General features: G+C 45.8%; 16 protein-coding genes and 1 pseudogene. 11 read left to right on the top strand and 6 right to left on the bottom strand.

All coding sequences use genetic code 11. The annotated features are described in order from the left end of the window. A pseudogene (locus BGK61_RS19050) lies at positions 1-195 on the bottom strand (IS3 family transposase); the annotation flags it as partial. 128 nt (positions 196-323) lie between these two features. Beyond that, a complete protein-coding gene (gene tolC, locus BGK61_RS19055; RefSeq protein WP_076010832.1) occupies positions 324-1,721 on the bottom strand; it encodes an outer membrane channel protein TolC in 1,398 nt (465 codons plus the stop codon). A 296-nt stretch (positions 1,722-2,017) separates the two neighbouring features. Between tolC and nudF the strand changes: the two genes are divergently transcribed. The 5 genes from nudF (at position 2,018) to parE (ending at position 6,645) form a co-directional block, all read left to right on the top strand. Further along, positions 2,018-2,644, top strand: a complete 627-nt coding sequence (gene nudF, locus BGK61_RS19060; RefSeq protein ID WP_014997262.1) for an ADP-ribose diphosphatase — start codon at positions 2,018-2,020, stop codon at positions 2,642-2,644. Further along, a complete protein-coding gene (locus tag BGK61_RS19065; RefSeq protein WP_014975631.1) occupies positions 2,641-3,081 on the top strand; it encodes a DUF1249 domain-containing protein in 441 nt (146 codons plus the stop codon). Before nudF ends, BGK61_RS19065 begins: the two co-directional genes overlap by 4 nt. Continuing rightward, positions 3,078-3,911 (top strand): metallophosphoesterase, encoded by an 834-nt coding sequence (locus BGK61_RS19070; RefSeq protein ID WP_076010833.1) that lies wholly within the window; start codon positions 3,078-3,080, stop codon positions 3,909-3,911. The genes BGK61_RS19065 and BGK61_RS19070 overlap by 4 nt, the downstream gene beginning before the upstream one ends. Before the next feature lie 119 nt (positions 3,912-4,030). Then, on the top strand, positions 4,031-4,612 hold the full coding sequence (locus tag BGK61_RS19075) for a YqiA/YcfP family alpha/beta fold hydrolase (RefSeq protein WP_014997264.1): 582 nt from the start codon (positions 4,031-4,033) through the stop codon (positions 4,610-4,612). 137 nt (positions 4,613-4,749) lie between these two features. Next, positions 4,750-6,645 (top strand): DNA topoisomerase IV subunit B, encoded by a 1,896-nt coding sequence (gene parE, locus BGK61_RS19080; RefSeq protein WP_076010834.1) that lies wholly within the window; start codon positions 4,750-4,752, stop codon positions 6,643-6,645. A 77-nt stretch (positions 6,646-6,722) separates the two neighbouring features. On the opposite strand, the gene BGK61_RS19085 is transcribed toward parE, so the two are convergent. Further along, a complete protein-coding gene (locus BGK61_RS19085; protein WP_076010835.1) occupies positions 6,723-7,397 on the bottom strand; it encodes a hypothetical protein in 675 nt (224 codons plus the stop codon). A 229-nt stretch (positions 7,398-7,626) separates the two neighbouring features. Between BGK61_RS19085 and BGK61_RS19090 the strand changes: the two genes are divergently transcribed. Both BGK61_RS19090 and BGK61_RS19095 read left to right on the top strand, forming a co-directional pair. Then, entirely contained in the window at positions 7,627-8,328 is a 702-nt protein-coding gene (locus BGK61_RS19090; RefSeq protein ID WP_014997267.1) for an HAD family hydrolase, read from the top strand. A 179-nt stretch (positions 8,329-8,507) separates the two neighbouring features. Continuing rightward, positions 8,508-9,803 (top strand): YfiM family lipoprotein, encoded by a 1,296-nt coding sequence (locus BGK61_RS19095; RefSeq protein WP_076010836.1) that lies wholly within the window; start codon positions 8,508-8,510, stop codon positions 9,801-9,803. A 93-nt stretch (positions 9,804-9,896) separates the two neighbouring features. On the opposite strand, the gene BGK61_RS19100 is transcribed toward BGK61_RS19095, so the two are convergent. Further along, complete coding sequence (locus BGK61_RS19100) at positions 9,897-10,229, bottom strand: hypothetical protein (protein WP_083648647.1); 333 nt, start codon at positions 10,227-10,229, stop codon at positions 9,897-9,899. 260 nt (positions 10,230-10,489) lie between these two features. On the opposite strand from BGK61_RS19100, the gene BGK61_RS19105 reads away from it, so the two are divergent. Further along, positions 10,490-10,681 (top strand): hypothetical protein, encoded by a 192-nt coding sequence (locus BGK61_RS19105; RefSeq protein ID WP_044556911.1) that lies wholly within the window; start codon positions 10,490-10,492, stop codon positions 10,679-10,681. Between the two features lies 1 nt (position 10,682). On the opposite strand, the gene epmB is transcribed toward BGK61_RS19105, so the two are convergent. Beyond that, positions 10,683-11,708, bottom strand: coding sequence for an EF-P beta-lysylation protein EpmB (gene epmB, locus BGK61_RS19110; protein ID WP_076010837.1), 1,026 nt, complete (start codon positions 11,706-11,708; stop codon positions 10,683-10,685). 36 nt (positions 11,709-11,744) lie between these two features. Here epmB and efp point away from each other — a divergent pair, with 36 nt between their 5' ends. From efp to BGK61_RS19125, 3 genes are all read left to right on the top strand, one after another. Next, positions 11,745-12,314, top strand: coding sequence for an elongation factor P (efp, locus tag BGK61_RS19115; RefSeq protein WP_014975647.1), 570 nt, complete (start codon positions 11,745-11,747; stop codon positions 12,312-12,314). Positions 12,315-12,399: 85 nt separating this feature from the next. Then, on the top strand, positions 12,400-13,368 hold the full coding sequence (gene epmA, locus BGK61_RS19120; protein WP_157888802.1) for an elongation factor P--(R)-beta-lysine ligase: 969 nt from the start codon (positions 12,400-12,402) through the stop codon (positions 13,366-13,368). Between the two features lie 177 nt (positions 13,369-13,545). Continuing rightward, positions 13,546-16,008 (top strand): TonB-dependent receptor, encoded by a 2,463-nt coding sequence (locus BGK61_RS19125; RefSeq protein WP_014997273.1) that lies wholly within the window; start codon positions 13,546-13,548, stop codon positions 16,006-16,008. Between the two features lie 68 nt (positions 16,009-16,076). Here the strand turns inward: BGK61_RS19125 and BGK61_RS19130 are convergent. Next, positions 16,077-16,294, bottom strand: a 218-nt coding sequence (locus tag BGK61_RS19130) for an IS3 family transposase (protein WP_157888785.1), incomplete at its 5' end; no start/stop codon positions are given.

A 16,294-nucleotide genomic window follows, 5' to 3' on the forward strand; every position in this document is an offset into this window, starting at 1 on the left:
AAACTTAGGTGTTCCATCCGTCCAATTTAGACGACCATGCTTACGAAGCCAAACTAAAACCGTTGAACACCCCTGAATTCCGTAGTGGTCTTGTGCTTGTTTATATGTGAATTCGCCTTTTTCAACTTGGTCTACAACAGCCAATTTAAAAGCGAGGGAATAATCGCGTTGAGTTCTTTTGCTATTTGATTTCATTACACTCTCCAAATTAAGTTTGAAAAGTGTCAACGCTATTTAGGATGGGTCACAGGCATAAAAAAGGGCAGCATAGGCTACCCTTTCTTTCACTATTGAGCATGTACTAAACGCTCAACTATCCAATGCTAATCATTGGTGTTGGTTTCTGCTGGCTTAAGGCCGCGGTTGATCATAGCCACATCTTCACCTGTCAACGTACCTGCCGCTTGCTTAAGCGTAATTACTGACTGAATAAAGTCATAGCGGGCACCAGCCAAATTACGACGGGCGTCAAACAAGTTACGAGTGCTGTCCAGTACGTCAACAATAGTACGTGTACCGACATCAAACCCAGCTTCGGTAGCTTTTAATGCACTGTCTGCTGAAACCACTGACTGTTCAAGGGCGCGAATGGTTGAGATAGACGCTTTAACGTTATTGAACGAGCTGCGAACCGACTGTACTGTTTGACGATACGTTTGTTCTGCTGCTTGGCTAGCTGCGATGTAGTTGTACTTTGCCTGTGACGTCTGCGCACTAACGCTACCGCCCTGGTAAATAGGTACGTTCAGCGTGATGCCAATAGACTGGCTATCTAGATAAGGGGTTTCATATCCAAATGGCGTTGTAGAGCCATCGTCATTTAATACCTCAGCATCAACATCGTCTTTTGAACGGCCGTAGCTGCCAGACAGTGATAGCGTTGGTAGGTGACCTGAGCGTGCAATAGCAATATCTTCTTTAGCTACGTCCATTGCTAAACGGTCAACTAATAGCGCAAGGTTTTTGTCTTGTGCAGTTTCTAGCCAGCTGTCAACGGTAGCTGGTACTGGCATAGTCGCTGAGAAGTTCTCAGTATTTAAACCGAATAGACGGTCGTGATATTTACCAGTAATAACGCGAAGTGCTTCAAGGGCAAACTCAAGCTGGTTTTTCGCTTGGATTTCCTGAGCTACTGTACTGTCGTAGTTTGCTTGCGCTTCGTGCACGTCAGTAATAGCCGTTAGGCCTACCTCAAAGCGTTGGCGAGTTTGCTCAAGCTGACGCTCAATAGCGCGTTTTTCAGCACCTACAAATTCTACATTGTCTCGTGCACGTAATACGTCAAAGTATGCAGTTACTGTTCGAACAATTACGTCCTGCATACTGGCAGCAAGTTGCGCATCGCTTTGCTCAGCCACTTTCTCTGCACGGTCTAAACCCAACCAGTTAGCGTGGTCGTATAAGGACATTGAAAGTGATAGACCGTAATTAAGCGTGTCTACTTCAGTATCCGTTGTGAATACTTGCAGACCATTGTCACCGGCCGCTTGTTGGAAGCGTTCTGATTCAGATTGGGTGTAACCCATAGAGCCTGAGATTTGGGGTAGTAGGCTTGCGCGGCTAAGACTGATACCTTCGAACGCAGCATCACGTTGCGCTTTCGCTTGGTTTACCAATGGATCGTTCGCCAGTGCTTGTTGATATACCTGCATTAGGTCATCGGCTAGCGCACCAGTTGTCATCGAAACACCGATAACTAGCGACAGAAGTGTTCGTTTCATGCTTACGTCTTCCTGTTGTGTTCAAGTTGCGTCGTCGTTTATTCGTTAAGACGACTTATTAAAACCAAGTGTATGAAAATTCAACCACAAACCGAAAGTCCAAACTCGTAACAGTATTCGATTAACTGTAACAGAATATGTGATCTACCCACGCGATTATTATAGTAATAGACGACTTGTAATATGAGTTTTCTGTTATTCGCTCACACGCCGTACCGCATTTTTCATGCGTATACATGGTTGGTGTGTAAATGTACTATGTATGATAAATCTATTTGAACCATAAGTGTCAGCAAATGAGCAAGGAATTCCTTTCATTTACCTCAAATGACGTCGAAATTACCGACATTAAGCCAGTGTATCGTGGTTTCTTTACCATGAATCAGTATCAATTTAAGCACAAGTGCTTCAATGGAGAATGGAGCGACACGGTCACGCGAGAGATATTCGAACGCGGTCACGCGGTGGGAGTCTTACCCTACGATCCTGTTCTTCAAGAATTCGTGCTAATTGAGCAAGTTAGAATTGGGGCATTAGCCACATCTTCAAGTCCTTGGTTGATAGAAATTATTGCCGGTATGATTGATGAGGGAGAAACTCAGGAATCAGTTTGTCATAGAGAGTCTATGGAAGAGGCGGGCATTACGTTAGACAAATTAACGAAGGCGTTAAGCTATTTATCAAGCCCTGGCGGTACGACCGAAAGATTACATATTTTTATAGCAAAGACTGATGCTAGCCAAGCACACGGTATTCACGGCTTAGATAGCGAGTCTGAAGATATCAAAGTGCATCGTATTAAGGAGAATACCGCCCTTGAATGGCTGGAAAATGGCCATATTGACAACGCCGCAGCGGTAATTGCGCTACAATGGTTCTTTATGCACAAAACACAACTTCTGGAGCAGTGGCAGACATCGTGACTCAACGCAACCAACGAAAATATGTACCTCATCTTCCTTCCATGCAGGCGCTTTGCGAACTGAACTACTCCCATGTTCTAAGAATTTTGCCTGATTGCGATACGGAAGATTTGAGCTATGAATTTTCGGTAGGAGTGGGCCTGTCTTATGAAATACGCATTGTGGAGTCTGCTCGCTACACCAGTACGTTAAGCATTAAGCAAACCACGAAAGACATGCCGTCTTACTTAACGCCTAGTATGACGGTACGCTTATATCACGACGCTCGCATGGCTGAAGTCATCAATAGCCAAAATACGGGGGCGCTCGAACCCTCGTACGAGTATCCGAACTTAAAGATGCGCCAGCGCAACGAAAAGCATATGGTGAACATCTTTTTAGCTGAGTGGCTAAACTTCTGTTTGCAACACTCCTCAAACGTTACCTCTGAAGCGTGATTACACTTATACAACTCAGTGATTGCCACTTACTGAAATATAAAAATAAAACGGGGTATGCGGGTATAGCGCCCTATAAATCGCTAGCACGCGTGCTCAGTAGCGTTCGAGAATATGTTGTTGATAGCGCTGATATTAAAAATTACGTTGCTCAAAAAGCTGCCAGCGAGCCAGAACAGAGGGCAAAGCATCAAGTAATTGTGTTGGTGACTGGGGATATTAGCGGCGATAATTCACCTGAGAGCTACGAGCATTTTATTGCATTGATGGAGCAATATATTGAGCCAGCAAATATAGAATGGTTTGTGCTGGCGGGTAATCACGATAATAATCCGTACTTTGAAAAATATCTTGGCAGCCGTCATTTAAAGAGCAATAACCCGATAAGCTTTCCCAATTGGCAAATACACGGCCTGGATACCCGCGCTATAACCAATAAGCAAACGGCAGCCGGGGAAGTAAAAGAAAGCGATATACAGGCGCTAGAACAAGCGCTAATTAGGTCACCACAGGCCAATCATCTCGTTGCACTTCATCACCACATATTGCCTTCAAACAGCTGGATGGATAAGCACTCGTTAGCTAACGGGCAACAGATAGCCGCGTTAATAGACGAACATCCACAAGTGAAAGCTGTCATTCACGGCCATGTGCATTCGCCATTGCGCCAGCAAATAGGAGTGAACAAAACGCGCTCTTACGCAAGCCCATCTACCTGTTGGCAATGGGAAATGCGTCCCGAATTCGGTGTTAGCAATGAAGCGCCAGGGTATCAGGTGTTGAGCTTAATCGATGATGGCACGGTGGACGTTAAAGTTGTTCGGGTTTAGCTTTCGCGCTCTTTGCTTAAGCGTGGCTGTTTTGGAAGTATTTGGCGTTAAGAACAGTTTTGAACTCTCATCGAGTTCATATTAAATATAGAAACAGAGAACACAGAATAGAGAAAAACATGCAGCACATTTTATATCTTCACGGCTTTTTAAGTTCGCCGAAATCCATCAAGGCGCAAGCCACAAAAGCGTATTTTGAGCAGCATCACGCAAACGTTACCCTACATATTCCAGAGCTGTCTAATTTCCCCAGTAAAGTAGAAGACCAGCTAATTTCACTTATTGAAAACACACCGGCTCTGCTTGAAAACGGGCTGAAGCTTATTGGTAGTTCAATGGGGGGCTATCTCTCTACGTTTTTGCTTGAAAAATTTGGAGGCAAAGCGGTGTTAATTAACCCTGCAGTTCGCCCCTACGAGCTGTTGCAAGGCTTTATCGGCACTCATGAAAATCCTTACAGCAAGGAAAAGTTTGAAATAGTTGAAAGCGATATAGGGGTAATTCAAGCGTTAGAAGCAACGTCAATCAAAGAACCAAACAGTTACAAGGTGTTGCTTCAGACAGAAGATGAAACACTGGATTACCGTTTGGCTGAAGAAAAGTACGCGCAAAGTCACCTGGTTATTGAAGAGGGTGGCGATCACAGCTTTGTAGGCTACGAAAATCACTTGCCTGCTATTGCCGAATTTTTGCTGAAATAAGCGCATTGCCAGTCTTTACTAGCCCTGCTAACATCAAACATATTGCTGTGCGGCGCTATGCTAACTGTAGTTACTATAGCTAACTTTAGTGCTGCGTACCTCTTTCTTTGTCGCTGGCTTAAATAACAACCATAACTATGTCAAATCAATACAATTCAGATGCTATCGAGGTTTTAAACGGCCTCGACCCCGTAAAACGCCGCCCTGGTATGTATACCGACACTACCCGCCCGAATCATTTGGGTCAGGAAGTCATCGATAACAGTGTGGATGAAGCGCTAGCTGGGCACGCCTCTAATATCAAAGTAATTTTGCATGAAGACCAATCGTTAGAAGTTATCGACGATGGTCGTGGTATGCCGGTAGATATTCACCCTGAAGAGGGCATATCAGGCGTAGAGCTTATTCTATGTAAACTTCACGCAGGTGGTAAGTTTTCAAATAAAAACTATGCCTTCTCTGGTGGTCTTCACGGGGTGGGGATCTCGGTAGTTAACGCGCTTTCAACCCGCGTAGAAGTGACTATTCGAAGAGACAGTAACGTATACCAAATTTCCTTTGAAAACGGCGACAAAGTCGAAGACTTACAAGTTATCGATACCTGCGGTAAACGCAATACAGGCACCCGTGTTCACTTTTGGCCTGACCCGCAATATTTCGACTCGGCAAAATTCTCAGCCAGCCGACTTGTGCACAACTTGCGCGCTAAAGCGGTATTAAGCCCGGGTCTGCGCATTCGTTTCGACAACAAGATTACCAAAGAAAGCCAAGAGTGGTATTACGAAGACGGCCTCAAAGACTACCTCTACCAAGCGGTAGAAGAGTTTGAAACCTTACCGTCTGACACGCCGTTTGTGGGTACATTCAGCGGCAATACAGAAGCCGCCGATTGGGCTGTAATGTGGTTGCCTGAAGGTGGTGATTTGGTAACGGAAAGCTACGTTAACCTTATTCCTACAGCGCAAGGCGGTACACACGTTAACGGGTTGCGCCAAGGCTTACTGGAGTCAATGCGCGAATTCTGCGAATTTAGAAACTTAATGCCCCGTGGCGTTAAGTTATCGCCTGATGATATTTGGGACCGCTGTGCCTATATCCTATCGACTAAAATGCAGGACCCACAGTTTGCAGGGCAGACCAAAGAACGCCTGTCTTCACGTCAGGCCAGCGCGTTTGTATCAGGTGTAGTGAAAGACGCATTCAGCCTTTGGTTAAACCAACACACTGAAATTGCTGAAGCCCTTGCTGAAATGTGTATCAACAATGCACAGCGCCGTCTGCGTCAAACCAAAAAAGTTGCGCGTAAAAAGGTTACCCAAGGGCCTGCACTACCAGGCAAACTGACCGACTGCTCATCGCAAGATATTTCTTACTCTGAACTGTTTTTAGTAGAGGGTGACTCGGCGGGTGGCTCGGCCAAGCAAGCGCGAGACCGAGAGTTTCAAGCAATTATGCCGCTGCGCGGTAAAATCCTGAACAGCTGGGAAGTCGACTCTTCTCAAGTGCTGGCATCACAGGAAATTCACGACATTTCAGTTGCGCTGGGTATCGACCCAGATTCAACCGACCTGTCTGGTTTGCGTTACGGTAAAATTTGTATTCTTGCCGATGCTGACTCTGATGGGCTACACATTGCTACCTTATTATGTGCGCTCTTTGTTCGGCACTTCAGAACCTTGGTAGAGCAAGGCCATGTGTATGTTGCTATGCCGCCGCTATTTAGAATAGATGTGGGCAAAGAGGTGTACTACGCGCTAGATGAAGGCGAGAAGCAGGGCATCCTTGACCGAATTGAAGCGGAGAAAAAACGCGGTAAAGTCAACGTACAGCGCTTTAAAGGCTTGGGTGAAATGAACCCGCTACAGCTTCGCGAAACAACCATGGATCCGAATACCCGTCGACTTGTTCAGCTGACCATTGAAGACGCTGAAGAAATGATGGAGCTGATGGACATGCTGCTTGCTAAGAAGCGTTCTGGCGACCGTAAAATATGGCTCGAAAGCAAAGGTAATATGGCTGAAGTGGTACTGTAACGCGCCACTTTAATGTTGTTCACAGAAGCGTGTGCCGAACACTCTGCTTAATAGTTTAATGTTGAAACGCCGAGAAACTACCCTGACACGGGAAGTTCTCGGCGTTTTAGTTTGTGCATCTGCAACAAAATACTTCCGCGCATAATTACGCTCGTACCATTTAAGATAAGCAGCGGCCAGCTTTGGCTTAATGGCATTGTTAGCCCAAACAGTAAAGTGCTAACGTCTTTTATCAAGATATTGCGAAACAACGAAAATGACAGAGAGCCTACTTTTTGTCTGCGCTGCAGTACAAGCCATTGATGCAGAGACCCTTGAAATAAGATGACGGTTACGACCAGCATTAAGGTGTTTGCGCCAAGCTGAGCAAGCATTGGGAAGGGGCGAAATGCAATGGAAAGTGTGCCGCCAATGAGAGCTAGCAGGGCAACAGCGGCAACGTAACCTGAAATTTTAGTACGCCTGTGCTGCCATATTTTCCAAATGATAATGAGCGTAAGTATGAGCGCGCCAAATCGTGTCCACACCAAGTAATGGTTGAATGGCTCGACTGAAATACCGAACAGGAAAATAGAGAAGAACGCGAAATAGCTAGAGCCAAATTGGTTAAGTGACAGACTGTGGTTGGCATCATCATTGTCGCTTGTAACGTGCAGTTGATAGCGCGTCATGGCCTTAATTTGTGACCATAATCCTAACCATGTCAGTAAAAATAGCGCAGCACTGGCAAAACCTAGTATGTGGTAAAGCACCCAATTCGCTCCACGTTGGAAATGTTCTAATTCGTGAAAGACTCAGTGTATCACAGGACTGGCACCGTTCTGGCATACTGTTCTTGCATATGTTCTGACATATGGCATGAAAACAATCACCATCAACAAAGCACTGTAGCAGGGTCTAGGGGTGTTATCGTTTTTGCGGTATCGATGGCACCCAATATATTTTCTCAACTTTAACTTTAAATTAGCAAGGAGGTTTATTTTGGCATTGCATTCAGTTTCTTCATCAACACGCCAGTTAGCGGTAAGCGATAAAACCACAACGCTACTATTTGATCACGACGGTACCCTTATTGACTCAGAATCCGTACATTTTGACCTGTGGAAAGACATTTTGCTGAAGTACGATGTTGAACTAAGCGAAGATTTTTATTGCGAAGTGATGGCGGGTATTCCAGTAAAGCAAAATGCTGTCGATCTCGTCGAACATTTTAATATCGATATATCGCCGCAGCAGCTGGCACAGCAAAAACACAAAAGCATTAGCGACTACTTAGACAAGCAAGCTTTCCCCTTAATGCCGTTTGCTAAGGAAGCTATTAAACAATGTGCAAACAAAGGCTATACCATTGGCATTGTGACTGGGGGAAGTAAAAAGTCGGTGGAAAAAACCTTATCTCAATATGATTTGAGTGCTTATATATCTTGCGTGGTTGCCGTTGAAGACGTTGAAAACAGCAAACCAGCACCTGACTGTTACGCGCTTGCAATGGACAAGCTAGGAAAAATTCCAGATGAATGTGTAGCAATTGAAGACACGCAAACCGGCATGACAGCGGCACTTGCTGCAAACCTAGCCTGCGTTGTGATACCCACGGATTTGTCAAAACACCATGACTTGTCTGGCGCTACAGTGCGGTATACAAGCTTGAAGGACTGGGTGAATGGCGAACTCGTTTCTTAGCGAATGCAGTGGAGATTAATTACCGACTTGTCGTGCCACTTGTCACTGGTGGCGCGAAAATAGATAACGTAGTATAACCAGCACGTTAGGGCGTAACGTTCTTTGTTTTACCGCGAAGAATGCCAGAGGGCGCTAACTTATTTTTTATTAATTATTATGACAGGTACAGCTGATTTCTCATGATATTGCGTAGCGTAAAATGGCTTTTGATTACTTTTGCCATCATTGTTGTTCTGCTTGTAGTAAGCGTTGCTACGGTTACGGTTATGGCTGTGCAAAAAACGCCATTAGTCGCATCGACAGCGCCCACACAGCTTGATGGTGCTGATAGTGTGAACGAGCTACTAGCTCAGCTTCAACAGGCGTTTTCCCGGCGGGAAGAGGGCCACCAAGTTACGCTCACCGAAACCCAAGTCGAAAGCTTAGTGGGTGTGTTGCAGCGCGCATTACCTGACTTTAAAGGCGTGGTAAATATTACCCCATTAGCGGGGACGATTAACGTCACGTACGCTATTGGTAACACGGGTTATTATGTTAACGCATCGGCCTTGGTGCTGCCTGGCAATAGCTTACGCATTGAGCAAGTCCAAGTTGGCGATTTAACCATTCCGGGGCGTTTTTTACTTCGCTTTATCGAGCGCACAGTTAACTCATATACCCAATCAGAGATAGCCACCATTGCGCTGTCGCGGGTTGAGCGTGTGACGATGCGAAGCGGTGAGCTTACTTTAGATGTCGGGCGTTTAGATGAGCTGCTAAGCGAGTTAAACGTGGTGGCTTCTAATATGTCGGTAAGCGAACAAACCGAGCTTCAGCAATTATCTGCATACTACTTACGTTATTTGTCTGGAAGAGAAATAGCCCTCTCGAACAAACCGGTATCCCTTATTGAGTACTTACGTGAGGGAATGGCACGAGCGCGAGAGCAAAGTCAAACACCGCAAGATGCCGTGCTTCATAACAATGCGGTAATTCTCGCGTTGGCGGTTTATGTTGGACACCATAGAGTTGGAACTTTGGTGGGCGACATCCAGCCAGATGCCGAAAAGGCGTTAAAACCGCGTAGAGGCGCCGTGCTGCACAAGCGCAACGATTTGGCTCGTCATTTTATTATTTCTGCTGCATTGGAATTGTTGGCGGAACAAGGCATGTCCCTAGCAATTGGCGAGTTTAAAGAACTCATGGACCGCGGTAATGGTGGCTCTGGCTATAGCTTTGTCGACCTGGCAGCTGATATGTCGGGTACTGAGTTTGCAAAAGTTGCTACCCATCCAAATACTGCAATGGAAGTGCAAAACGCGATTGCGCGCATTCAAAGTGAGCTTGAAATCATCCCGCCTATCGATGGGCTGCCTGAAGGCTTAAGTAAGCAAGCGTTTACCGAACAATATCAACGGGTAGACAGTGAAGCGTACTTAAAAGAAGTCGAGGAAATTAAACGCAGAATTCGCTTACTGCCGCTTTATCAAAAATAAGCGGTAAGGCGTGAGAGTGCGCCGTAAGTGAGAAGCTAGTTCAAAAAAAGCCCGCAAATAAAGCGGGCTTTTCGTTATTAAATTTAGTACGAGCTAGCTTTTAGATAGAGATTGCTGAAATTGCGCAATGGTCACCAACGCCAATTCTATCTTTTTAACCAGTGGCGCCAGAGCTTGTTTAGCCGCATCGTCATCCAGTTCTTTTAGCGCTTGCCAGTCGCTGGCAATTTCTTGTACATAGGGACCGAATCGTTTGGCTGATGTGGTAAACCCGCTGTCATCAGCAAACACTGCTGCAAACTTACCTTTTTGATCGCGCTGTAAATTATCTAATATCTGGTCAGCATCAACAGCTTTGCGGTGTAACGTTTGAATGGTTTCCTGAAGTTGTTGATGAACAGCTTGCATCTCTTGGCTTTGTTGCATGATCGCGCCTTTTGTTTCTGAGTGTTAAGGGTACGCATTGCCCGCACACTTTATGTTTACGTATAAATCCCGTGGCTATGATTGTTGCCACAATAAATGCCACTCGGTAAATAATGATTAAAGTTTCGTCTTTCAAGGCCGATAACCTAAAGACTGTTGTAAATTACGAAGCTTGTTGGTTACGTAATGCACAACACGCCGTAAAGGTGGGCAATTCTGCCCATTTTTTTACTTTGCTACAAGCAACAAAGGAAAATGGTATGGATCTACAAGGTACTAGTGCCTCTGGAACGTCCGGTGCGTCACTTGAGTTGGCCTCTCTTAAGTTGGCTAAAAGCCAACAAGAGCAAGAGGGACAAGCGTCGCTTCAGTTGCTGGAATCAGCTTCTGACGTACCAAAATCGTCATCTTCAAACCCCGCGTTAGGCGCCAACGTCGATACCTTCGCGTAAGTTAGGGATGCAACTTTAAGTCGATAGGCGTTTTGCCGGGTTGACCGCCAATTTCTCTCACCAGTTTTGGCACCAAAAAGCCCGGCAGGCGCTTTATCGCTTCTTCCATAATTGCTCGGCCTTTATCGTCACTCACATAAAAGTGGCTCGCACCCTGTACTTTATCTAAAACGTGCAAATAATAGGGTAACACCCCGGCTTCAAACAGCGTTTCGCTTAAATCACTAATTGTATCGGCAGAGTCATTTATTCCTTTTAGCAATACCGATTGATTGAGCAAGGTCACGCCCTTTTCTCGCAATGTATTTAAACGCGCTTTCAACGTTTCTGACATCTCATTGGCGTGGTTCGCATGCAGCACCAGCACTTTTTGCAAGGGTAACGCGGTAAACCATTCAACAAAATCTTGACTTATTCTTTCTGGTAGCACTACCGGCAGACGGCTGTGAATACGTAGGCGTTTTATGTGGGCAATAGCGGCAATTTCGTTGGCTAGCCACGACAGATGATCGTCTTTTGCCATCAGTGGGTCGCCGCCTGAGAAAATCACCTCATTTATTTGGCTGTTATTGCGAAGGTAATCAAGCACATCAAGCCATTGGTGTTTGCTTACCGCATTATCGGCGTAAGGAAAATGGCGGCGAAAACAGTAACGGCAGTTTACTGCACAGCCGGTGCGAACCATCAGCAACACGCGAGAATCGTATTTGTGCAATATGCCTTTGCCTGCTGTATCGTGCTCGTCTAACGGGTCTTCGCTATAGCCTGGTGATGTTAGAAATTCGTCGCTGAGCGGCATAACTTGTAAAAAAAGCGGGTCGTGTGGATTGCCTTTCTCCATCAGTTCCACAAAATGTCGTGGAACACGCATAGGAAAAAGTCGACGCGCTTTAATGTGTTGGGCGTATTTTTCTTGGTCTAAACCTAAGTGTTGCAACAGCTTTGCAGGATCGGTAAAGCTACTTGCTAATTCTTTTTGCCAGTTATGCTCTACAGAAATCGGTTTTTTAGGTATTATTTGTTCCACGAAACTTTTTGTACCTTATGTTTAGACAGAGGAATTATGGCTAATTACAGCACTAACGAGTTCAAAGGCGGCCTGAAAATCATGCTGGACGGCGAACCTTGCAACATTCTAGAAAACGAATACGTAAAGCCGGGTAAGGGCCAAGCGTTTAACCGCGTAAAAATCCGCAAGCTTATTTCAGGTAAAGTTTTAGAGAAAACTTTCCGCTCAGGTGAATCAGTAGAAGGCGCTGACGTAATGGATACGGAGCTTGCCTACTTGTACACCGACGGCGAATTCTACCACTTTATGAACAACGATACATTCGAACAAATCGCTGCAGACGAAAAAGCAGTGGGTGAGAATAAAAAGTGGTTGGTAGAAAACGACGTTTGTACCATTACATTGTGGAACGGTTCACCTATCACGGTTACGCCACCAAACTTTGTTGAGCTAGAGATCACTGAAACTGATCCTGGTCTTAAAGGTGATACAGCGGGTACAGGCGGTAAGCCAGCAACGCTGAGCACTGGTGCAGTTGTTCGCGTACCTCTATTCGTTCAAACCGGCGAAGTTATCCGTGTAGATACGCGCTCTGGCGAATACGTGTCTCGCGCACAAAAATAGTATCTGAGACATTCTGTTTACGTGTAAAGCCGGTGCCTTTGTGTACCGGTTTTTTGTTTTAGCTATTCTTCTTAGGTTTGGACACATGCAATCTTGGCAGCCTACTACCACTCATGAAGCGCGTGTTGCGCGAGCAGAATTACTCAGAACAATACGTGAGTTTTTTTACGCACGAAACGTTCTAGAGGTAGATACGCCTTTACTTTCAAACGGTACGGTTACCGATGAGCATTTAGACGCGTTCGATACACAATTCAATTTTGCCTCGTTGGGGAAACCCGCTAAGCTGTATCTTCAAACATCACCTGAATATGCCATGAAGCGGTTACTATGCGCTGACAGCGGTAGTATTTATCAAGTGTGTAAAGCGTTTCGCCATGAAGGGGAAGGCCGCTGGCACAACCCTGAGTTTACCATGCTAGAGTGGTACCGCTTGGGCTTTGATCATTTTGCATTAATGGACGAGGTCGACGCTTTATTGCAAGAAACACTGGCGACAGCTCCAGCCGACAAGATGACTTATCAGCAAGCTTTTCAAACCTATTTGAACATTGACCCATTAACTGCCGATGACGACGTGTTGCTTAAGGTAATGGAAGAGCAGAACATAGATATTCACGCGCCGCAAAGCCTCAGTTATGACAGCAAACTACAGCTATTATTCAGCTATGCTATCGAGCCCAAAATAGGCATCGAAAAGCCGTGTTTTATTTACGACTTTCCTGCTTCTCAAGCAGCACTTGCAAAGCTAAGCTCTGATGACGAACGCGTTGCCGAGCGATTTGAGGTGTATTACCAAGGCGCTGAACTCGCCAATGGGTTTAATGAGCTCAGTGCAGCAAAAGAGCAGCGACTGCGTTTTGAAACGGATAACAGAAAGCGCGAAGAACATGGCCTTCCCACTAAGCCTATTGATGAGAACTTCTTAAGTGCACTTGATGCAGGTTTGCCTGCCTGTGCCGGCGTGGCGCTGGGCATCGACAGGCTGTTAATGCTTAAAATCAACGCGAAGCATATTCAAGAAGTGATCAATTTCACAGTGAGTAGGGCCTAGTACCTTCGTGCCCCATAAGCTATGAATTTCTTAAACCCTGGGTTTCAGTAGGCGCGTCCGATTAAATTGCAAAAACATGAGATTAAGTGAGTAAAGCAGCGGTTGACAAGCAATGGGTAATAGCTAAAATGTTATAACATCACCAAATAATGTTATAACATCCACAGAGGAATACCCATGAAAATGCGTTCGCTGCTAAGTTTATCCATAGCAGGGCTGTTAAGTGCGCCTGTGCATGCCACCACAGTAACGGGAAAAATCACGGATACCGCAGGCCAACCTGTTGCAGGAGCCGAAGTCAAAATAGAAGGCACCCGTCGCGTAGCTTACACCGATGAAAACGGTATTTATCGATTTGATGATGTTAAGCAGCCTCACATTCACCTGCATGTCTATTCTTCGAACTATATTCATGGAGATAACGACTTAGGTGACGTCAATAGCGATCAGAACGTTGATTTTGTATTAGAACCCTCTTCTGTTGAGAACATTGTTGTTACCGCAAACGCGCTTCAATCGTCAGTGTTAGAGTCGGTAACACCAGTGACAGTAATTGGCGCTGAGAAGCTACGTAAAATTGAAGCGCCAACCTTAGGTGAAACACTGAAAAATGCACCGGGTGTACATAGTACCTACTTTGGCCCCGTTTCAAGCAGCCCGGTCATTCGAGGAAGTGATGGTCCCCGGGTAAAGATTGTTCAAAACGGCTTAGATGTTTCTGATGTGTCTCGTGTGGGTCCAGACCACAATGTCGCCACCACACTTTCTAGTGCCACCCAGGTGGAAGTACTTCGCGGTCCGGCAACGCTCCAATACGGCAGCGGTGCTATTGGCGGTGTGGTGAACGTAGTTGATAAGCGCATACCTCAATACCAGCTAGACGGCGTAGAAGGTGAGGCAGAAACCAGCTTCAGTACAGTTAACAATGGTTCGTACACCCGTGCTGATGTAACTGGGGGCAGCGGGAATATTGTATGGCATGTAGACGGGTTTTACCGCGATACAGATAACGCAGACATTCCCGGTTTTGCATCTACCAATCCCGATGAAGATGAACCCAACGGTGTTTTAGAAAGCAGCGCGATGGAAACACGCAATGTCGTTGCAGGTTTATCTTATGTGGCTGAAGAAGGGTACTTCGGGTTCGCTGTTGAGCAACTCGACAACAAATATGGTGTACCTGGTCATAGCCACGGTCATGGGGAAGAGGAACATGAAGACCATGAAGAAGAGCTTGATGGCGAAGAGCATGAAGTCCATAGCGCAGAAGGTGTATTACTCGATGTCGATATGACGCGCTACCAGGCTGCGGGTGAATGGCACTCTCCCATTCGTGGCCTAACGAACGTGAAGTTCGCGGCAGCTTTCACAGATTACCAACACGCCGAAATAGAAGATGGTGAGCCTGGTACTGTATTTACGAACGAGTCGAGCGATATTCGATTATCTGCCTACCACGAAGAAGTGAATGGGTGGCATGGCGTGTTCGGTATTCAGTTTAATCATAGCGACTACGATGCTGTGGGTGAGGAAGCTTTTACGCCTGCAAATACTACGTCGGGTTACGCGCTTTATCTTATTGAGCAAAAGAAGGTAGGCAGCGTCACATTTGAACTTGGCGGCCGCCTTGAGCACACAACCTTAGATGCAGATGCTAGCGAAGTGGAGCTAGAGGTGATGCATGAAGGTGAGGAACATGAAGGGGAAGAGCACGAAGATGAGCATGAGGGCGAAGAGCATGAAGCACACGCTTTAGCTTTTGACTTCCCTGACTACGACTTTACCAGCTTATCACTTTCTGCTGGCGCTAACTGGGAATACTTAGAAGGCTATTCGGTTGCCGTTACCTTGTCTCGTAGCGAACGTGCACCTAGCCAGCAAGAGCTTTTCTCGGCGGGGCAGCATTTAGCAACTCAAAGCTATGAAGTGGGTCTAGTTTTCGACATGGACGAGGAAGGTCATATTGAGGAAACGCTTAAAGGTGTTAAAGAGGAAGTAAGTACGAACTTAGATATTACTTTCCGCAAATTCACCGGAAATTGGGGCTACAGTGCGTCGTTCTTCTATAACAAGGCAGATGATTATATCTTCCAAACGAGCACTGGCTTAATTGCGCTGAGCGAGCATGAAGAACACGATGAGCATGAGGAAGATGTTCTAGACGGTGAAGAAGCGCATAGCGATGAAGAAGGCTTGCCTGTGTACTACTTCCAACAGGCCAACGCAGACATTTGGGGTTTTGAAGCAGAAACGTACGTAGACTTGACCAATACGCTACGCTTAACCGTTTTCGGCGACTACATCCGCGCCGAGATTGAAGATGATAACCTTCCGCGCACACCCCCTATGCGATTTGGTAGTGAACTGAGCTACGTAAGCGACGGCTTAAGTGCTGATGTGGGCTTCACCTGGTATGACGATCAAAATGATGTGGCATCATTTGAAACCGCAACCGATGGCTATACGCTGGTTAATGCGAGTGTTCAATACGAGTTCGCTACACAGGGTGTAGACTGGGTATTGTTTGCACGTGGTGATAACCTAACAGACGAAGAGGCGCGTGTTCATACTTCTTTCTTAAAAGACCAAGCACCGCTTCCAGGTAGAAACTTCACGCTGGGTGTGAGAGCGTTGTTTTAAACAAGTGACCTAAATAAAATTGGACGAAAGGCGGTGTATGAAGTGACCCCATTAAGTTGGACTCATTTCTAAGCGGCAACCAAGGCCTGATTTCGATATTGTATCGGACTCAGGCCTTTTAGTTTTAGCTTAATGCGTTCGTTGTTGTAGTAATCAATATATTCTTTGATGTTTTCAATGAGCTCATTCGCATCTTTGAACGTTTCATTGTGATACATCTCAGTTTTTAATATGCCGAAGAAGTTCTCTGCAACGGCATTGTCTAAACAGTTTCCTTTCCTAGACA

The sequence above is a fragment of the Alteromonas abrolhosensis genome, from assembly GCF_001953635.1.
In the GTDB taxonomy this organism is placed as follows: Bacteria; Pseudomonadota; Gammaproteobacteria; order Enterobacterales; family Alteromonadaceae; genus Alteromonas; species Alteromonas abrolhosensis.

Coding starts and splice junctions, on each gene's coding strand:
- BGK61_RS19105 (WP_044556911.1), top strand. CDS start 10,490: ATGGATCTACAAGGTACTAGTGCCTCTGGAACGTCCGGTGCGTCACTT.
- efp (WP_014975647.1), top strand. CDS start 11,745: ATGGCTAATTACAGCACTAACGAGTTCAAAGGCGGCCTGAAAATCATG.
- BGK61_RS19100 (WP_083648647.1), bottom strand. CDS start 10,229: ATGCAACAAAGCCAAGAGATGCAAGCTGTTCATCAACAACTTCAGGAA.
- BGK61_RS19075 (WP_014997264.1), top strand. CDS start 4,031: ATGCAGCACATTTTATATCTTCACGGCTTTTTAAGTTCGCCGAAATCC.
- BGK61_RS19095 (WP_076010836.1), top strand. CDS start 8,508: ATGATATTGCGTAGCGTAAAATGGCTTTTGATTACTTTTGCCATCATT.
- tolC (WP_076010832.1), bottom strand. CDS start 1,721: ATGAAACGAACACTTCTGTCGCTAGTTATCGGTGTTTCGATGACAACT.
- nudF (WP_014997262.1), top strand. CDS start 2,018: ATGAGCAAGGAATTCCTTTCATTTACCTCAAATGACGTCGAAATTACC.
- parE (WP_076010834.1), top strand. CDS start 4,750: ATGTCAAATCAATACAATTCAGATGCTATCGAGGTTTTAAACGGCCTC.
- epmA (WP_157888802.1), top strand. CDS start 12,400: ATGCAATCTTGGCAGCCTACTACCACTCATGAAGCGCGTGTTGCGCGA.
- BGK61_RS19125 (WP_014997273.1), top strand. CDS start 13,546: ATGAAAATGCGTTCGCTGCTAAGTTTATCCATAGCAGGGCTGTTAAGT.